This window comes from Sphingomonas sp. 37zxx (assembly GCF_000786205.1).
Classification (GTDB): Bacteria; Pseudomonadota; Alphaproteobacteria; order Sphingomonadales; family Sphingomonadaceae; genus Sphingomonas.
Window position 1 is genome coordinate 16,961 of sequence record NZ_JROH01000005.1, and the last position, 17,378, is coordinate 34,338.

Here is a 17,378-nt window from a genome sequence, read left to right on the forward strand (position 1 = left end):
GCCACCCTGACATAGGACCAAATGACGATGCGTTTATGAGAGAGTTCTCAAGACCGCCGCATCGCCGACCGCCTAGAAGCAGAGCGTTGACCGGCCGCCAAAGGGCCGCGCTGCGGGGAGAGAGATGGATGCGCCGGTTCGGAGAATTATGGGCTGCAACGATGCTGACCGCGCTGGCGGCAGCCCCGGCCACGGCGCGCGATATGCCGCCGGCCAACGACATCGCCGCAGCAGAAGACAAGGATTCCCAGCAACCGGACATCATCGTCCGCGGTATCCTGCCCGAAGATCCTGCGAATTTCCCCGGCGCGTTCGATACCATCACCCGCGACGAGATCGAAGCGCGCCCCCCTTTTTCGATCAAGGAGGTCGTGAGCCAAGTGCCCGGCGTCAATATCGTCGATGAAGATGCATCGGGGCTGGCGCTGAACATCGGCGTGCGCGGACTTGATCCCCGGCGAAGCGCGCGAACCTTGCTGATGGAAGACGGCGTGCCGCTGTTCCTTGCGCCCTATGGCGATCCGGCCGCCCATTATTCGACCCCGTTCGAGCGGCTGGAGCGGATCGAGGTCGTGCGCGGATCGGGCCAGATCCTGTACGGCCCGCAAACCGTTGGCGGCATGATCAACTTCGTGACCAAGCCCATCCCGCAGGATGGGCTTGCGGTACGCGGGCAAGCAGCAGCCGGCAATCGCGATTACCGCCAAGCGTATCTCAGCTTGGGCTTTGGCACCGACACCGCCGGGATCATGGTCGACGGCTTGTATCGCGCCGGCGACGGCGTGCGCCGCAACCATGATTTCGACATTCGCGACATTGCGGTGAAAGGCCGGCTGCAACTCTCCCCCGCGCATGAGCTGCGGGCGAAGGTCAGCTATTTCGAGGAACGATCGAACATCACCGAAACGATGCTCGGCGCGATCGAATATGCCGACGATCCGTTTCAGGCACCCACAGGTCGCCTCGATCGGTTTCGCCAAGATCGCACCGCATTTCACCTCAGCCACATCTGGACACCGTCGGACGGCATCCGGTTGACCACCAACGCCTATCATATCGACACGTTTCGCGCGTCGTTTCGCCAGACCGACAAGCCCGGCGGTTATGACGATGCGCCCGATGAGCGCGGATTGGCCACCGGCTACACCACGCTCGACCGTTGCTATGACGAGGATGATCCCGCGTCGGGCACCGGCGGATCGGCCGGGAACCCGATTACCCTGGCTGCGTCACAGGCGTGTGGCGGACGCTGGCGGCCGCGAAGCTTTGTGTATTACGGCGTCGAACCCCGACTGGATCTGACGCATCGATTGTTCGGGATCGACAACAACATGGTGATCGGCGCGCGCTATCATCGCGAGGATATTCAGCGTGACCAGTTCCGCACCGCCGATCCGCGTATCCAGGATCTTGCCTTCACCCGCGAGCTGATCGGCTATGATGACGATGATCCGCGCGACATCGAGGGGTTTGGCGACCAACATCGCGAAAGCGTCGAAACCACGGTCGATGCCTATTCTTTCTACCTTCAGAACACGTTCGCGTTCGGCGACTTTGCACTGACCGCCGGCGCGCGGCTCGAACAAATCGACACACAGACCGCAACCTTGCGTTCGGGCAGCGAGCCTGACGGGCGCATCGTCACCACCGAAACTTCTGAAATTCTGCCGGGAATAGGGCTCACCTATGGCGGGTTCGCGGGCACCACGTTGTTCGCCGGGGTGCATCGCGGCTTCGCGCCGCCCCGCCCCAGCCGCGATGTCGCGGTTGGCGAGGGCGCATTGCCCGTCCAACCAGAGGAAAGCACCAATTGGGAAATTGGCTTTCGATCGTCGCCCACCCGCGGCATCTCGATCGCATCGACCCTGTTCTTCACCGATTTCAACCAGATCGTCATCAGCAGCGCGGCGGGCGCGTTCGTCAATGGCGGCGCATCCGAACAGGCGGGTCTGGAAATCGCAGGGCGGATCGATTTCGGGCAGATGGCGGGGCGCGACAATGGCCCGTATCTGCTCGGCAACTACACCAATTTATTTACCGCAAAATTTCTGACCACCAGCGACGCGGCATTCAACGCGGGCGACGGCGGCGTGGTCGGTGCAGCATGCGAAGACGACGGAGGATGCTATAACGGCAACGGGATCATCGCGGGCAGCCGCCTGCCCTATGCGCCGCGCCACTTATTGTCGCTGAACGCCGGCTATGCCCATGGCAGCGGCGTCGATGCCCGGATCGGGATCGACTATCGCAGCAGTCAGCAGCCCGACGCCTTTGCGCGGGTGCTCGACACCGCCATCAACGACGCCGGCTGTTCGGATGCTCTTTGCTCGGGACTGGCGGGCGAGATACCTGGCGTCACGCTGCTCAACGCATCGATCAACTTCGCGCCTCCTGGCCGGCGCGTATCATATTTTGTGAGCGGCTATAATCTGGCCGACCGTGTCTATCTGGCCAGCCGGGTAGATGGGGTGGTCGCGGGCCGGCGGCTGACAATGCTCGGCGGTGTTCGGGTTCGCTTTTGACTTAGAGCATTTTCAAGCCGGGTGAAATCACCCGGCGACTCGGAAAACGCGTTAAATCAATAGTCTAGAGCGGTTGATCCGATGCAATCGGATCGAGAACCGCTCTAGCCCGCCCGCTCGCGAATGGCGAAGCCGACCCCCCTGACGGTCAATAATGCCGGCGCGTCGGGGTGGTCGGCAAAGCGGCGGCGAAGATAGCCGACATATACGTCGACAATATTCTCGGTGACCGCAGCATGCGCGCCCCACACCCGATCGATCAGCAAATCGCGCGACACCGCCGAACCGGCATGATCGACCAGGCAGTGCAGCAAGGCGAACTCGCGCGGGGTGAGGTCGATCGCCACCCCCGCCACCGTCGCCTGCCGGGCGATGGGGTCCAGCGCTAGCGCACCCACCACCAGCCTGGCAGGCACAGCGGCATTACGGCGCAGCATCACCGCCAATCGCGCCAGCAATTCGGCAAAGGCAAAAGGCTTGCACAGATAGTCGTCGGCTCCGCTGTCGAAACCGGCCAGCCGGTCCTCCAATGTCGTGCGCGCGGTCAACATGCAGATGGGGGTATCGATACCCGCCCCGCGTGCCCGGCGACACAGATCGACCCCGTCCATATCGGGCAGCCCCAGGTCCAGGATCGCGGCGGCATAACGGCGGCTGGCGAGCGCCGCATAGGCGGGTTCGCCTGCCTGTTGCCATTCGACGGCATATCCCTCGGCCAGCAACCCGCGCTGAAGGAACCGGCCGATGCCCAGGTCATCTTCGACCAGCAACAGGTGCATTGCCCCGCCCATCCTATTGCAACACCGGCAAGGTCATCTCGACACAAAGGCCCTGCCCCGCCCGCGCCGGAGTGGCGATGATGCTGCCCTTGTGCTGGTGCGCGATCCAGCGCGCCAGCGACAGGCCCAACCCGGCGCCGCCGCGCTGTCGCCCTGCCACCGCTTGGCGATAGGGGGCAAAAATATCATCGAGCGCTTCCGCCGCAACGCCTGGCCCTTCGTCGACCACGCTAATCCGCGCCAGGCCGTCGGCGGCCGCCAGGGTCAGCGTCACCCGGCCGCGCGGCGGTGAGAATTTCACCGCATTGTCGATGACGGTCAACATCGCCTGGCGCAGCCATTGCCGGTCGCCATGCACCGGCACGGGGCCTGGCGCGCCGACGCTCAGGACGATGCCATTCGCCCGGGCAAACGCTTCGGCCACCGCTCCCGATTCCGATACCAGCGCCGCCAGATCGATCGGTTCATGCTGAAGCACCAATGCCCCGTTCTCGGCGCGGGCGATGCCCAACAGATCCTCGATCCGCCGGTCGAGGAAATCGGCATTGTCGCGCACCTGTGCCAGCGCGTCGCGCAGGGACGCCACGTTGACGCCATGCCGCAATGCCACTTCGGCCTCACCACGCATGACCGTGACGGGGGTTCGCAATTCATGCCCGACCTTGGCGAAGAATAATCGCCGCCGGGCATCGATTTCGCGCAGTGCTTCGTTGCTTGCTTCGATCGACTCGGTGCGCTCGGCCACCTGCCGCTCGATCATAGTCGCCATGTCGTTAAACCGGACCGCCAGATCACGCAGCTCCGCCAGACCACGCACCGGCACCCGCACAGGTGAAGCTTCCGCCGCCAGCCGTCGCGTCGCATCCGCCAGATCGCCGATCGGGCGGATCACTTGCCGCCACAGCGCAAGCACGACGCCCCCCAGCAGCGCCAGCGCAAGCCCCATGACGATCGCGGCGCGGCGGGCACCCTCGATCCGCAGCGCGATGCTCTGCGCCACTGCCTGCTCGGCTTCGGCGCGTTCATCGGCGGCGATCGCCTTAACCAGCGCGCGAGCCTGCGCGATGCGCGGCGGCGTGGCACGCACCAGCGCCGCCAGACGCTGCGCCGCAGCTTGCTCGGCGTCTTGCGCGGTGAGGGCGGCTGCATCGCCGTCGAGCAGCATTCGCTCAGCGGCAATCAATGCTTCATATGCCTCCAACCGGGCGAGCACCTGCGCGCGCGGCACGGCGCGATCATCGGGAGCGACCAGCAGCATCGCGGTGAGATCCGCCTCGATCCGGGTCACCAGCAGTGCCTGCTGCCATGCGGTATCGCCAAGCGCCTGCAACCGTCCGGTCCGCTGATGCGCGGTAACCAGCCCGATGACGAGCACCGTGACCAGCAGCGCCAATGCCAGCGCGGTCAGCAGCATCAGCCGGCGAAAGCCGATCGGCGCCCCCCGGTCGTCGGCGCGCAATATCGTGGGCGCAGTCATTCGCCGATCGCTCCAGCGACCGGCGCCGCCGCGATCATTGGCCAGCGGCGCTCGCGCCAGCCATCGACGCCATCGGCGAACCAGCGGACATCGGCATAACCCATGCGCTGGAGCCGCATCGCTGCGTTCCAGCTCATCCAGCAATCCGACAGACAGAACACTACGATCGGCCGGCCCTTTGCATGCACTTGCACCCCGCGGAAGAACCACCGCCCGATCGGGTCGCTAAGGATGCCGCGTCCGGCCTCGGGAAACCACAACGCGCGCGGCAGGGTGCGATGCTCACGCGCAAGCCGCCAATTGCCGGTGGCCGGATCGCGATACCCGCCGTCTGCCGGCGTAACGTCGAGGAACAGCGCGGCATCGCGGTCATGCAGGTGCAGGGCCTGGTCGCTGTCGATCGCCGTCACCTCGTGCGGCGGCGAGGGCACGACGCTGCGATAGCGTGCGACGCGATAGCCCGTTGCCGAATCGAACAGCGGCTCGACCGGAGCCGGTGCGGCGGCCTGCATCGCGATCATCAGCCCCAGCCACATCGCGCCACCTCCGGTTCGCGCCGATGCGCCTTGTCCGAAGGTGCGATGGTAGGTCACCCGGTGAAGGCGTAAACCCGACTAAAGTACGAGGGAGAGCAGCGATGTGGGTCCGCCCGCCAATAGCGTTTCTGGCGATCGCACTCGCCTGCATCAGCGCTGCGCCGCTAAAGGCTCAGGCGATCCCGGCCGACCCCCTCGCCTCACCGATGTGGAACGACCTGGCCGGGGTGTTGCTGAAAGGCGGCCCGATCGGCTTTGACGACCGCGTGATAGTGGCCTTTCCCGACATCGCCGAGAATCAGCATGCTTTTCCGGTGACGATCGACGCGCGCAAATTGGGCGATGTCCGCCGCATCCTCCTGTTCGCCGACCTGAACCCGATTCCGGTCGCGATCGATTTCGCGCCCGGTAAAGCCTCCGCCTATCTGTCGATCCGCATCAAGCTCGATCAGCGCACGCCGGTTCGCGTGGCGGTGCAGACCGCCGATGGCGCATGGCACGTCAATGGCGGCTGGATCGATGCAGCGGGCGGCGGCTGTTCGGCCCCGCCGGTCAGCCGGGTAAAGGGTGACTGGTCCGATCATCTGGGCGAGATTCGCGGCCTTGCGATTGCCGATGGCGACGCGGCACGCTTGCGGCTGACCTTGCGCCATCCGATGGATACCGGGCTGGTCGACAACATCTCGCTTTATCACCTCGAAACCCTGGCGATCGAACGCGACGGTGCCACGGTCGGCGCGATGCGGCTCGAAGCATCGGTGGCAGAAGACCCAGCGCTGACGCTGATGGTGCCGGGACGCATTGGCGATATGCTGACGATTGCAGCACGCGATACCAATGGTCGCACCTTTCACGGCAAGCTGATGGTGACGGCAGCGCCCGCCCACATGGCGGCGCGTTGATGCGGCTGGACCGGCGGGCGTTGATGGCGGGGGGCATCGCAATGCTGGGCGCGCGCGCCTTCGCCGCAAGCCGCGACGGAGCCGGCTACGATCGGGCCGGCTATGACTATGGCATAGCGCCGCAAGCGATCGCCGACGGGCTGTGGATCGTGCGCGGGGCGGATGCGCCGATTTTGCGCGACAATGGCGGCGCCATCGCCAATCTGGCGATCCTGGCCACCGACGCCGGCACGGTGCTGATCGATTGCGGCCCGTCGCTGCGCTATGGCAAAGCCCTGAAAGCTGCGGCGTTTCGGCTTACCGGCAGGCCGGTAACCCGCATCTTCCTCACCCATTTTCACCCCGATCACTGCTTCGCCGCCGCCGCCTTTCCCGACGCGCTCGTATCGGCAACGCCCGAAATGGTGCGCGGCCTGACCGTCAGCGGGCCGGGCTTTTCCGATGGGATGTACCGATTGCTGGACGATTGGATGCGCGGCACCGAACTGCCCTCGCCGCGCGGTGATGTCGGGGCGGGTCCGCTCATGATCGGCGGACGGACGTTGCGGATGCTGCCGCTGTCGGGCCATAGTGCGGCGGACCTTGCTATCTTCGATGAGGCGACCGGCACGGTGTTTGCCGGCGATCTGGTATTCCACGACCGCGCACCCGCCACGCCCGAAGCCGATCTGTCGGCATGGCGGACGTCGCTGGAAACGCTCAAACAGCTTGGCCACAGGACATTGTTGCCGGGCCACGGCCCCTATGACCCGTCCGCCCATCGTGCGATCGATCAGACCCGCGATTGGATTAACTGGCTGGAGATCAGCCTGCGCGACGCAGTGGCGTCGGGGCGCGACATGGTCGAGGCAGGTGCGATGCCGATCCCCCCGCGGTTCGCCCGGATGCAGGCGGCACGCTATGAACTACAGCGATCAGTGTCGCATTTTTATCCGCGCATCGAAGCTGAATTGTTCGCCCGAATCGATCGGGGCGAGGGTTAACCCCCTCACCCCGCCCTGCCCCGGCTTTTAGAAAAACAGGATCGCCCCGGCAGCGATCGCATCGGATGTCGCGCGGTTGCCATTGTGCGCGCGGGCGCGGGTGTTGGTATATTCGCCCAGCAGCGTGACCCAGCTCGTCAGGCCGTAGCGGACTTGCCCCACCCAACTGCTGTTACGATCGAGCAGCGTCGGGTTGATCTCGCCATCGGCCAGATCCAGGCTGCTTTGACCATAGCTTGCACCCAGCGTCACCTTGCCGATGCCATAGGTGCCCTGCACATAGAAACCGTCGCTGTCGCGCCGCCGGCCGGCGGCATCGACCGACAACAGGAACAAGCCGGTCGTCCCCACCCCGCTGCCGCCGTAATAATAGCCAAGCACGCTGGCGGTGCCCGCGCTGAGCTTTGCCCCCACGTCAAACGCACGCCCGGTATATTCGGGCGAGCCCAGGATGCCGTCATGCTTCTGGATCAGGCCCGAGGCCCAAAGATGCCCGCCAACACCGCCGCTGGCAAAATCGTACACCAGCTTGGCCTGGAACCCCGGTGTCGAATTATACTCGGTCTCGCCGATCGTCGTGAGCGGCTGAAACACGCCAACCGATAGCTGCGCACCGCCGAATTTGGGGGTGGTATAGGTGATCTGGGGCTGGAAATCGGTGTAGATATAGCCGACCCCGATCCGCCCGAGCGACGTGTTGGAGGGCGCAACATTGCCGCCGGTCGATCCGGTCGCCAACAGGGTGATGTCGTTCAGGATCGCCTCGGATCCGAACAGGCCGATGTCGCGCCCGATCTTGATCTCGCCGAAGCTGGCCCGCCCAAAGGTGAGATAGGTTTGGCGGGCGTCGATTCCCGATGTGCTGAGTGCGGTCGGGCTACCCGCCGAATTGGCCCCGCCGATATTGGTGACGCTGTTGATGCCGGGATACAGCCCGAAATGCGCGCCGACGTCCCAGCCACCCTGGTTGGTGGTGACGTCCACCTTCAAAAACCCCGGCAACAGGCCATTGCGGATAGACGCGCTGTTGCCGCCGACACTCGCCAGGCCCCCGGTCACCTGGCTGCCAGGCCCGCCGCTGTCGCCATTTTCATGGACATAGAATCCATTGACCGAGCCCGAGAACTTCAGCGTCACCCCCGCCAGCTCCAGCCCAACGCCGCTTTCAGTCATCCGCACCAGCCTGGTATCGCCCAGCGCCTGGCCGGCAGCTTCCTGCGGCGGCTGGGCAGGGCCGGTGGTAACCGTTGCCACGGTATTGGCAGCAGCGGTCGGCGCGGTCGTTTCGCGCGCCACCAGGGCGTCATATTCCTCATCGGTGAGGATGCCCTTTTCCTTGAGTTTCAGCAGCAGATCCTGTGTCGTCGTCTGGGCGGCGGCGGGTGCGGCGGTGAACAGGCATGTGGCTAGAATGGTGGCGGACAGCCCCCTGGTGGTCAGTGGCATGATGCAGATCCTCCCCGGTTACCGGCAGGTGATATTGCCGTTATACCGCCGAAGGTGACTCGCCCTGGCCACCGGGGAAATTGCACTTAGGACAGCCCTGAAACGCCGTGAATTCGCTATTCCCCGAACGATTTCAATGTCGATCATCGGCAGGTGCCGCCCGCGTCTCATCCGCCGGTAGGAGAAAGTGCGATCAGGGGGCGATGACGACTCCCCATGGCGCATCGCCGGTCGGGATCTGGGCAATTTCGCGGCGTTCGGCGATGTCGATCACCGACAATGTGTCCGACAGGCCATTGGCGGCATAGGCGCGCTGGCCGTCCTTGCTGATCGCCAGATGCCACACCCTTTGCCCGACCGGCACATAGGCAAGAATGGCGCGTGTCGCGGTATCGACGAACGCGATCTGGTTTGCGCGCCCCAACGCCACCAGCGCCAATTTGCCGTCGGGGGTAAAGCGCACGCCCACCGGCAAATTCTTCTCGGCGGGCACGCCCGGCGGCTTGAAGGCGATCGAATGTTCGACGGTCTTTGTCGCCACGTCGATGATCTGCAGCGTTCCGCCGATCTCTGCCGAAACCCATAATTTGCTGCCGTCGGCGGTAAACTCGGCGTGGCGCGGCCGCTCATCGACTTGTGTTTCGGCGACCATCTGTTGGCCCGCTATGTCGATCCAGTGGACCTTGTGGTCGGTTTCGGAGGTCGCAACCACCCATTTCCCATCAGGGCTGGTCGCCATTCCTTCGGGCTCGACGCCGACATCGACCTGAAACGCCACGCGCTTGCCGCGAACGTCGATCGCGGTGATCGCGGCATCGTCCTCGTTGGCGGCGAACAGCATCGCCCCGTCCACCGACAGCGCGAACTGCTCAGGGTCCTGGCCCGAGGGCAGATCGGCGATCACCTTGCCGGTGGCGCGTTCGATGATCTGCACCGCGTGATCGTTGCTGGCGCAGACGTATAAATGCTTGCCATCGCGGCTGATCGTGATGCCGCGCGGTCGCGCGCCGACCGGCCAGGTGGCGATCGGTTTCAGCGAAGCACCATCGATGACGGTGATCGAGTTTCCCTTTTCGTTGGAGACATAGATCGTCTCGGCGGCGGCGGGGGTCGCGATCATCGCGAGGGCGGGGAGTAGAAGATAACGCATCATGCTCTCCTAGACGGTCGCAAGGATCGTTGCGCCGATACCAAAGTACAATGTCGGGACTCGGCCAGCTCCAGCAAGAATAAAGCACGACTTATAATCGCGTTCGGAGAGATTGGATGACCAAAGGTTTCGGGAAGCTCGCCCTGGCAGGGGCCACGGCGTTGTTCGCCGTGACCGTTTCGGCCGGCGTTCTGGCGCATGACAATGTCACGCCCCAACCCGTCGATACCACCAAGCTGCAGGACATTGGCGAGGATTGGGTCGCGGTGAATCCCTATCGCGGCAATACCGATGCGATCCGCATCGGCGAATCGGCATATGGCGGCAATTGCGCGCGCTGCCACGGGCTTGAGGCGATCAGCGGCGGCATCGCGCCCGATCTACGCTATCTGGAGGTCGGCGATGCGGGCGATGAATGGTATATCAGCCGCTATCGCCACGGCGCAGCACGCGATGGCAAGGTTTTCATGCCGGCATTCGGCGAAGTGATCGGGCAAAAGGCCGGCTGGGCCATCCGCGCCTGGCTGGAAACCAAGCACGAGGAATCATGATGCCCCTGTCGCGGCGCGGGTTGCTGGCTGGCGCCGGCGCGACGATGGTGGCGGGCATGATTGCGCCGCTGCGCGCAGCGCCGCTTGCCAGGATCAGGGAACTGGGGATGATCCGGGTCGCGGTATATCGCGACTTTGCGCCCTGGGCATATAGCGAAACGCCCGGCAACCCACGCGGCATCGATGTCGATCTGGGCAAGCTGATCGCGTCAAAGCTTGGCGTTCGTGCCGAGGTGATCGAATATCTCGCCGATGAAAGCGCCGACGATGATCTGCGCAACATGGTCTGGCGCGGCTCGCTGATCGGCATGCCGCCGGGCGACGTCATGATGCACGCGCCCTATGATCGCACCTTTGGCAAGCGCAACGATCGCGCGGTGCTGGTCGCGCCTTATTATCGCGAAAGCTTCGCGATGGTATGCAATCGCGAAACCACCGATTGCGAGATCGAGCCGGCGTCGCTCGCGGGCAAGAGGCTCGTCGCCGAACTGGACAGCATTCCCGATTTCTATTTGGCGGGCGCGTTCGGCGGCGTGCTTCGATCGAGCGTCAGTCACAAGCTGACCGGTGCCGATGCCGTCGCAGCGGTGATCGCCGGTCAAGCAGATGCCGCAGTCGCCACCCGCGCGCAGGCCGAAGGGATGCTGGCGAAACAGCCCCCCGGCGGCCGCGCGGTGATCCGAAAGAGCTCCCTGCCCGCGATGGCCAGCCCCGGCTGGAACGTCGGCATGGCGGTAAAGGATAATAGCCGCGATCTGGGCGACGCAATCGAACGAATTGTCGAAGACGCAACCAAGAGCGGCGAAATTCGCGCGCTTTTTTCGGTACATGGTGTGCAGCATCGCGCCCCGATATTGGTCTGATACCCGGGTGCCGAAGGACTATCCTCCCAAGGTCCAATTGTTCGCCTCTGCCTAAGCTATAGCGTCTGAATCGTCACGGCCACGAAGCCGATACGACCATGATGGTTAGGAGATGAGGAATGACACGGTGGGCCCGCTCGGTGTCGAGCATCGCACTTTCGGTAATGGTATTGGGCGGCGCGACCGCCGCAATCGCCCGCGAGGAAGAAAAACCCGCGGCAGCACCCGCCCCCGTCGTGCTGGGGCCTAGCGACGCCGATTTGATGAATGATGCCGAAAATCCGCAGAACGTGCTCACCTATGGCATGGGGCCAAAGGGGCAGCGTTTCAGCACCCTCACCGCGCTGAACGCCGGCAATGTCAGCAAACTGGTGCCGGCTTATGCCGCATCACTGGGCGGCGAAAAGCAGCGCGGCCAGGAATCGCAGCCGATCGTCTATGACGGGATGATCTATGTCACCGGCTCCTACAGCCGCCTGTTCGCATTCGATGCGCGCACCGGGGAGGAAAAGTGGCAATATGACGCCCGGCTACCCGACGGCATCATGCCATGCTGCGACGTCGTCAATCGCGGTGCCGCGATCCATGGCGACAAGATCATTTTCGGCACGCTCGACGCGCACATGGTCGCGCTCAACCGGATGACCGGCAAGGTCGTCTGGAACAAGAAGCTGGCCGATTACGCCGCCGGCTACAGCTATACGGCTGCGCCGATGATCGTGAACGGCAAGGTGATCTACGGCAACTCCGGCGGTGAGTTCGGCGTGGTCGGAAAGGTCGAGGCACGCGACGTCAACACCGGCGAACTGATCTGGTCGCGCCCGACGATCGAGGGGCATGTCGGTGTCGGTGCCGATGGCAAGCCGACGACGATGACCGGCAAGCTGAATGCGAGCTGGGACGGCGATCAGTGGCAAAATGGCGGCGGCGCGACATGGCTTGGCGGCACCTACGACCCCGAAACCAAATTGGTCTATATGGGTACCGGCAACCCCGCCCCCTGGAACAGCCATTTGCGGCCGGGCAACAACCTGTACACGTCGTCCACACTGGCGCTCGATCCCGAAACCGGCGAGATCAAGTGGCATTATCAGACCACCCCGCATGACGGCTGGGACTTCGACGGGGTGAATGAATTCATCCCATTCGAAGGCGTGGTCAACGGCAAGCCGATGAAGCTTGGCGGCAAGGCGGATCGCAACGGCTTCTTCTTCGTGCTCGATCGCACCAACGGCAAGTTCGTTTCGGCCAACCCGTTTGTCAGCAAGATCACCTGGGCCAAGGGTTTCGACAAGGCGGGCAAGCCGATCTACGATCCCGCCAATCGCCCCGGCCCGCCCACGGCGGAAAAGGGTAGCACGGTGTTCTCGGCCCCGTCGTTCCTGGGCGGCAAGAACTGGATGCCGATGGCCTATAGCCGGCAGACCAACCTGTTCTACATCCCGTCGAACGAATGGGGCATGGACATTTGGAACGAGCCGATCGCCTACAAGAAAGGCGCAGCCTATCTGGGGGCAGGCTTCACCATCAAGCCGCTATACGACGATCATATCGGCGTGTTGCGCGCGATGGACCCGATGACCGGAAAGATCGTCTGGGAATATAAGAACAAGGCTCCATTATGGGGCGGCGTCCTTTCCACCGCTGGCAATCTGGTGTTCACTGGGACGCCCGAGGGCTTTCTGAAGGCATTCGATGCCAAGACCGGCAAGGAATTGTGGAAGTTCAACACCGGATCGGGCGTGGTCGGATCCCCTGTCACCTGGGAACAGGATGGCGAGCAGATGGTCGCGGTCATGTCAGGCTGGGGTGGCGCGGTGCCGCTTTGGGGTGGCGAAGTCGCCAAGTCGATCAACATGATCAACCAGGGCGGCATGTTGTGGGTGTTCAAGCTGCCCAAGTCATGACGCGCGAGGAAGGCGCGGTTGCTTCCCGCGCTTTCCGCCACGCCTATCACCCGGTAGGTAGTTGCGGGGGAAAAGAGGGGGCCGGCGTGGAACGGGTGTTGATTGCGGACGACCACCCGCTTGTCCGCGACGGCCTGAGGGCGGTCATCTCGATCGCGTTCGACGGCTGCGAAGTATTTGAAGCGGCAACCCTGGCCGAGGCAAATGACGTGCTGGCGAGCGGCGGCGAATTCGATCTCGTCCTCCTCGACCTGAATATGCCCGGGGCCAATGGTTTCGAGGGGTTGCGCTCGCTCTGCGAACGCTTTCCCTCGACGCCGGTGGTGATCGTATCGGCCGCCAATGGCATCAGCCTGGTCCGGGGTGCGCTGGCCAACGGTGCGGCCGGGTTCATCCCGAAATCCCTTCGGCGCGGTGCCATCGCCGATGCCGTTCGTACCGTGCTGGCCGGCGAAGTATTCCTGCCCGAGGATATGAGCGAAGAGCTGGAGCATCAAGACGCCGCCGAAACCGACATCTGGCGACGGATCGATTTGCTCACCCCGCAACAGCGCGTGGTCTTCAGCCTGATCGTTGCCGGCAAGCTGAACAAGCAAATCGCCTATGAACTCGACGTGTCGATGACCACGGTAAAGGCACATGTCTCAGCCGTGCTGGCCAAGCTACAGGTGTTCAACCGCACCCAGGCGGTGATCCTGGCGAACAAGGTGCAGTTTTCGGCAGCCAAGATGACCCGCGAGTAAAGCTGCGCCGCGCCGCCGCCGGGCCTGTTTCAGCGCACCAACTGGCTCAGCAGCGCGCGCAACTGCGCCGGCTTCACCGGTTTGGTGAGGCAGTGAAACCCCTGCGCGGTCAGCCGGTCCTTCAATTCGGGCGCGCGATCGGCGGTGATGATGATCGTCGGTACACAGCGCGCCGCCGCGGCGAACATCGCCTGCACCGCTTCGGCCCCGGTATCGCCCTGATCGAGGTGATAATCGGCGACGATCGCATCGATCGGACGATCGGCTTGGCCAAAGGCGGCGATCGCCTGTGCGCGGTCGGGCACGCAAATCGGCGTGCAGCCCCAGCCGGATAAAATAGCCTGCATCCCCAGCAGGATCGTCGCTTCATTGTCGATGACCAAGATGTTGCGCCCCGCCAGCCCGCCGCGCACGCGCTGCACCGGCACCTTGGCGTGGGTCACCCGGCTGGCGGCGCGTGGCACCAGCACCGAAAAGATCGACCCGGCCCCCGGCGACGATACCAGTTGCAGGCGATGCCCCAGCATTCGGCTGGCGCGTTCGACGATGGCCAGCCCCAGGCCGATCCCGCGTGAAGGGGTGTCATGGTCGAGCCGCCGAAATTCGGTGAATATCTCGCGGTGGAACGCCGGGGCAATGCCAGGGCCGCTATCCTCGACCGCGATCCGCAGCACCGACCCTTCGTCATAGCAGCGAACCGCGACATGCCCGTTGTCGGTGTAGCGCAGCGCATTCGAGATGAAATTCTGGACGATCCGTCGCAGCAGGCGGGGATCGGAGGTGATCCAGGCATCGCAATCGTCGAAGGTGAGCGTCAGGCCGCGTTCGTCGGCCAGCGGTTGAAACTCGGCGGCCATGCTCCGCATCGTTTCGGCCAGGCCGAAATCGATCACATTGGGGCGGATCGCACCGGCGTCCAGCTTTGAAATTTCGAGCAGCGCCTCGAGCAGGTCTTCGACCGAATCGAGCGCCGATTCGACCTGGCGGACCAGGATGTGGGTCGTCGGTGCCAATCGGCGTTCGGACAATGCCGAAGCAAACAGCCGCGCAGCGTTCAGCGGTTGCAGCAAATCATGGCTGGCGGCGGCCAGGAACCGCGTTTTCGACAGATTGGCCTCTTCAGCCGCAGTCTTGGCTTCGCGCAATGCTTCCTCGACTGCCTGTCGCTCGGCGATCTGTTGCTGCAGCTCGACATTCACCGCCGCGATGTCGGCGGTGCGCTCCTCCACCCGGCGCTCGAGCGTCTGGTTCGCCTGCCACCGCACTTCTTCGCGCCGCGATCGTTCGGTAATGTCCTCGAACGACATCACCATGCCGCCATCGGCAAGCGACGATCGGCGCACTTCGATCAGCCGGCCGCTGGCGTGGCGGCGCTGGCTGACGACGTCGACCGCACCCTGCGGCAGCCAGCCAAGCGGCTGCTCCGGCTCCATCGGCCCGTTCAGCGCGGTGCAGGTGGCGACCAGCCCCGCATGGGTGGCGATGCCAGGGATCGCGTCATCGGGCAGGCCGATCACCACCAGCAGCGGGTGGTTCCACGCCGTCAGCCGCCGATCGGTGTCATACACGCACACTCCCAATCGGATATTGTCGAGGGTCGCCTGCAGGATCAGCGATTTCTGCGCCTGTTCGCGGGCACGTTCGCGGGCGTCGGATGCCTTTACCTCGGTGATGTCGGTATAGACGCCGACGATCCCGCCTTCGCTGGTCCGCAGTTCGTTGATCTGGATCCAGCGGCCGTCGGCAAGGGCGTGGACATGGCTGCCATCGGCGACCGAATGCTGTGCCAGCCGCTCCGAAATCCAGCGATCGGGCGAGATGATCGCACCAAGCGCCGTCCCCTCCCCCACCATCCGCGCCAGATCGGCGAACTTGATGCCCGGCGTGATTCGATCGACCAGCTTGGGCCAGAAGCTGAGATAAGTCTGGTTGCACAGCACCAGCCGGTCCTCGGCATCGAAGATCGCAAAGCCCTCGTTGATGCTTTCGATCGCATCGGCCAGCCGGCGCTGCGCGTCGCGCGCCGCATCGCGTGCGGTGATCAGTTCGCCATTGGTCGAGGCGAGCGCGTCGAGCGCATGTTCAAGGTCGCGGGTGCGCTCCTGCACCTTGCCTTCCAGCGTGATCGCGGTTTCAAACAGCGAGAAGGCATTGCCCTGCAAGTCCATCGATCGCTCGACGCGGTTCATCAGCACCGCGTTGATCCGCCGAAGCTTGGTCACCTCTGCCTCCAGCGCGGCAATTCGCGCTTCGGCAGGGTCGATCAGTTCGGCTGCGCTTGCCATTACTGGCCGATCGCCAGGCCCGAAAAGGTCTGGTTGACGTGCAGCGCGTGAAACTGCTCGCCATAGCTGTTGAAGCCCACCACCCGGTTGACGATCATCAATTGCGCCACCTGCCGCGATAGCTGCTGCTGTTCGATTTCGACCTGGTTCAAGACACAGTTAAATCCCAATATCTGATCGATGCCGCCGACGGCGTGTTGCAGGTCGGTGAACAAAGCCTGCATGTCGCCGACGATGTTCGTCGCGGCCCCCAGCGTCAGCACCAGCCCCTCATCGATCGCGCAGTAAAAGGTCAGGCTGCCATCATCATTCGCCGACTGGATCGACCGGACATAATGTTCGCCGCCGGCACGCACCATTGGCGGGCGCGATGCGAATATCTGCGGCCCCAGGTCGCTGCGCCGCACGCCGGCGAGCCGCGCATATTCGTCGGCGGCGGGTTCGGCGTTGATCTCATGCACGATGCGCGCCACCGGATCGGCACCGGTGATCACCATCTTGATGCTGCCCGGCAGATAGGGCTGCGACCGAAAGACGTGCAGCCGCCGGCGGGTCGATAGGATCGCCACCAGCGCAGCATCACAATGGAAACCGTCCGAATCGAGCACGAACGTCTCGCGAAACGCAAAACCGTCGCCCGACGATCCGCCGATCAACGGGATCGGCCCCAATGCGTCTTGCAGCGTCACCGTCAGCATTTCTTCGCGGTGCGACAACCCATCCACCAGGAAGATCGCCGCGTGATGAACGTCATCGCCGAATTGGCGTGAACCCTCGGCCGCGCTGGCGACCAACGATCGCACCGCTGCCTGCGCCTGGGATGCTTCCAGATCGTCGAGCGCATCGAAGCGAGTTGCGCACAAGCTGAAGTCACTGGCCGGGAAGCCGATCGCCACGATCGAACCCTCGACAAAGCCGTCGGCGGTGATTTCGCCCGAAGAGGTGCAGCCTATCACCGTCACCCCGTCGCAGCGTTGCAGGATCGCCTGCGCCAGCGGCTCGACCGGATAGCGGCTGGAACAGAACAGAATGACGCCGGCCAGCGATTGCGGGTCCAGCGCCGCGAAGATCGCCTGCGCCGCCGCGTCAGGATCGGGATCGCTGGTCCAGGCCGAGCGGACTACCGGCATTGGAGCGGTATCCGATAGCGAGGCTGCGTCAGAATGGCGGGCTGGGTCAGAAAGGGCGGCGGCATCGACCATGTCGCCAACCATGCCAGTTGCCGCCACGCGCG

At 64.1% G+C, this 17,378-nt stretch carries 14 protein-coding genes; 7 read left to right on the forward strand and 7 right to left on the reverse strand.

Translation table 11 applies throughout. The annotated features are described in order from the left end of the window. Nucleotides 1-128 precede the first annotated feature (128 nt). The gene (locus QU44_RS03125; protein WP_197054231.1) at nt 129-2,522 is read left to right on the forward strand and encodes a TonB-dependent receptor family protein; all 2,394 of its coding nucleotides are present in this window, start codon (nt 129-131) and stop codon (nt 2,520-2,522) included. Nucleotides 2,523-2,626: 104 nt separating this feature from the next. Here QU44_RS03125 and QU44_RS03130 read toward each other — a convergent pair whose 3' ends face one another. From QU44_RS03130 to QU44_RS03140, 3 genes are read right to left on the reverse strand one after another with little or no spacing between them, the layout of a single operon-like run. After that, on the reverse strand, nt 2,627-3,301 hold the full coding sequence (locus QU44_RS03130) for a response regulator transcription factor (protein WP_033920170.1): 675 nt from the start codon (nt 3,299-3,301) through the stop codon (nt 2,627-2,629). Between the two features lie 13 nt (nt 3,302-3,314). Then, complete coding sequence (locus QU44_RS03135) at nt 3,315-4,778, reverse strand: sensor histidine kinase (RefSeq protein ID WP_052134286.1); 1,464 nt, start codon at nt 4,776-4,778, stop codon at nt 3,315-3,317. Beyond that, a complete protein-coding gene (locus QU44_RS03140; protein WP_231621592.1) occupies nt 4,775-5,371 on the reverse strand; it encodes a rhodanese-like domain-containing protein in 597 nt (198 codons plus the stop codon). Before QU44_RS03140 ends, QU44_RS03135 begins: the two co-directional genes overlap by 4 nt. A 44-nt stretch (nt 5,372-5,415) precedes the next feature. Here QU44_RS03140 and QU44_RS03145 point away from each other — a divergent pair, with 44 nt between their 5' ends. Both QU44_RS03145 and QU44_RS03150 read left to right on the forward strand, forming a co-directional pair. Then, on the forward strand, nt 5,416-6,216 hold the full coding sequence (locus QU44_RS03145) for a quinoprotein dehydrogenase-associated SoxYZ-like carrier (RefSeq protein ID WP_033920053.1): 801 nt from the start codon (nt 5,416-5,418) through the stop codon (nt 6,214-6,216). Then, the gene (locus QU44_RS03150; protein ID WP_033920054.1) at nt 6,216-7,199 is read left to right on the forward strand and encodes a quinoprotein relay system zinc metallohydrolase 1; all 984 of its coding nucleotides are present in this window, start codon (nt 6,216-6,218) and stop codon (nt 7,197-7,199) included. The genes QU44_RS03145 and QU44_RS03150 overlap by 1 nt, the downstream gene beginning before the upstream one ends. Before the next feature lie 27 nt (nt 7,200-7,226). Here the strand turns inward: QU44_RS03150 and QU44_RS03155 are convergent, their stop codons facing one another. Together QU44_RS03155 and QU44_RS03160 are read right to left on the reverse strand one after the other, a co-directional pair. Continuing rightward, nucleotides 7,227-8,645 carry a hypothetical protein gene (locus tag QU44_RS03155; RefSeq protein ID WP_033920055.1) on the reverse strand — a complete coding sequence of 473 codons (1,419 nt, stop codon included), beginning with the start codon at nt 8,643-8,645 and terminating at the stop codon, nt 7,227-7,229. A gap of 193 nt (nt 8,646-8,838) precedes the next feature. Next, complete coding sequence (locus QU44_RS03160; RefSeq protein ID WP_033920056.1) at nt 8,839-9,798, reverse strand: PQQ-dependent catabolism-associated beta-propeller protein; 960 nt, start codon at nt 9,796-9,798, stop codon at nt 8,839-8,841. A gap of 113 nt (nt 9,799-9,911) precedes the next feature. Between QU44_RS03160 and pedF the strand changes: the two genes are divergently transcribed. The 4 genes from pedF (at nt 9,912) to QU44_RS03180 (ending at nt 13,859) form a co-directional block, all read left to right on the forward strand. Next, nucleotides 9,912-10,346 (forward strand): cytochrome c-550 PedF, encoded by a 435-nt coding sequence (gene pedF / locus QU44_RS03165; protein WP_033920057.1) that lies wholly within the window; start codon nt 9,912-9,914, stop codon nt 10,344-10,346. Beyond that, the gene (locus QU44_RS03170; protein WP_033920172.1) at nt 10,346-11,209 is read left to right on the forward strand and encodes a substrate-binding periplasmic protein; all 864 of its coding nucleotides are present in this window, start codon (nt 10,346-10,348) and stop codon (nt 11,207-11,209) included. Before pedF ends, QU44_RS03170 begins: the two co-directional genes overlap by 1 nt. 119 nt (nt 11,210-11,328) lie before the next feature. After that, nucleotides 11,329-13,116 (forward strand): methanol/ethanol family PQQ-dependent dehydrogenase, encoded by a 1,788-nt coding sequence (locus QU44_RS03175; protein ID WP_443018067.1) that lies wholly within the window; start codon nt 11,329-11,331, stop codon nt 13,114-13,116. Nucleotides 13,117-13,202: 86 nt separating this feature from the next. Beyond that, on the forward strand, nt 13,203-13,859 hold the full coding sequence (locus QU44_RS03180; protein WP_033920058.1) for a response regulator: 657 nt from the start codon (nt 13,203-13,205) through the stop codon (nt 13,857-13,859). 29 nt (nt 13,860-13,888) lie between these two features. Here QU44_RS03180 and QU44_RS03185 read toward each other — a convergent pair whose 3' ends face one another. Then, nucleotides 13,889-16,144, reverse strand: a complete 2,256-nt coding sequence (locus QU44_RS03185; RefSeq protein ID WP_033920059.1) for a hybrid sensor histidine kinase/response regulator — start codon at nt 16,142-16,144, stop codon at nt 13,889-13,891. Then, nucleotides 16,144-17,274 (reverse strand): FIST N-terminal domain-containing protein, encoded by a 1,131-nt coding sequence (locus tag QU44_RS03190; RefSeq protein WP_052134288.1) that lies wholly within the window; start codon nt 17,272-17,274, stop codon nt 16,144-16,146. The genes QU44_RS03185 and QU44_RS03190 overlap by 1 nt, the downstream gene beginning before the upstream one ends. Between the last annotated feature and the right edge of the window lie 104 nt (nt 17,275-17,378).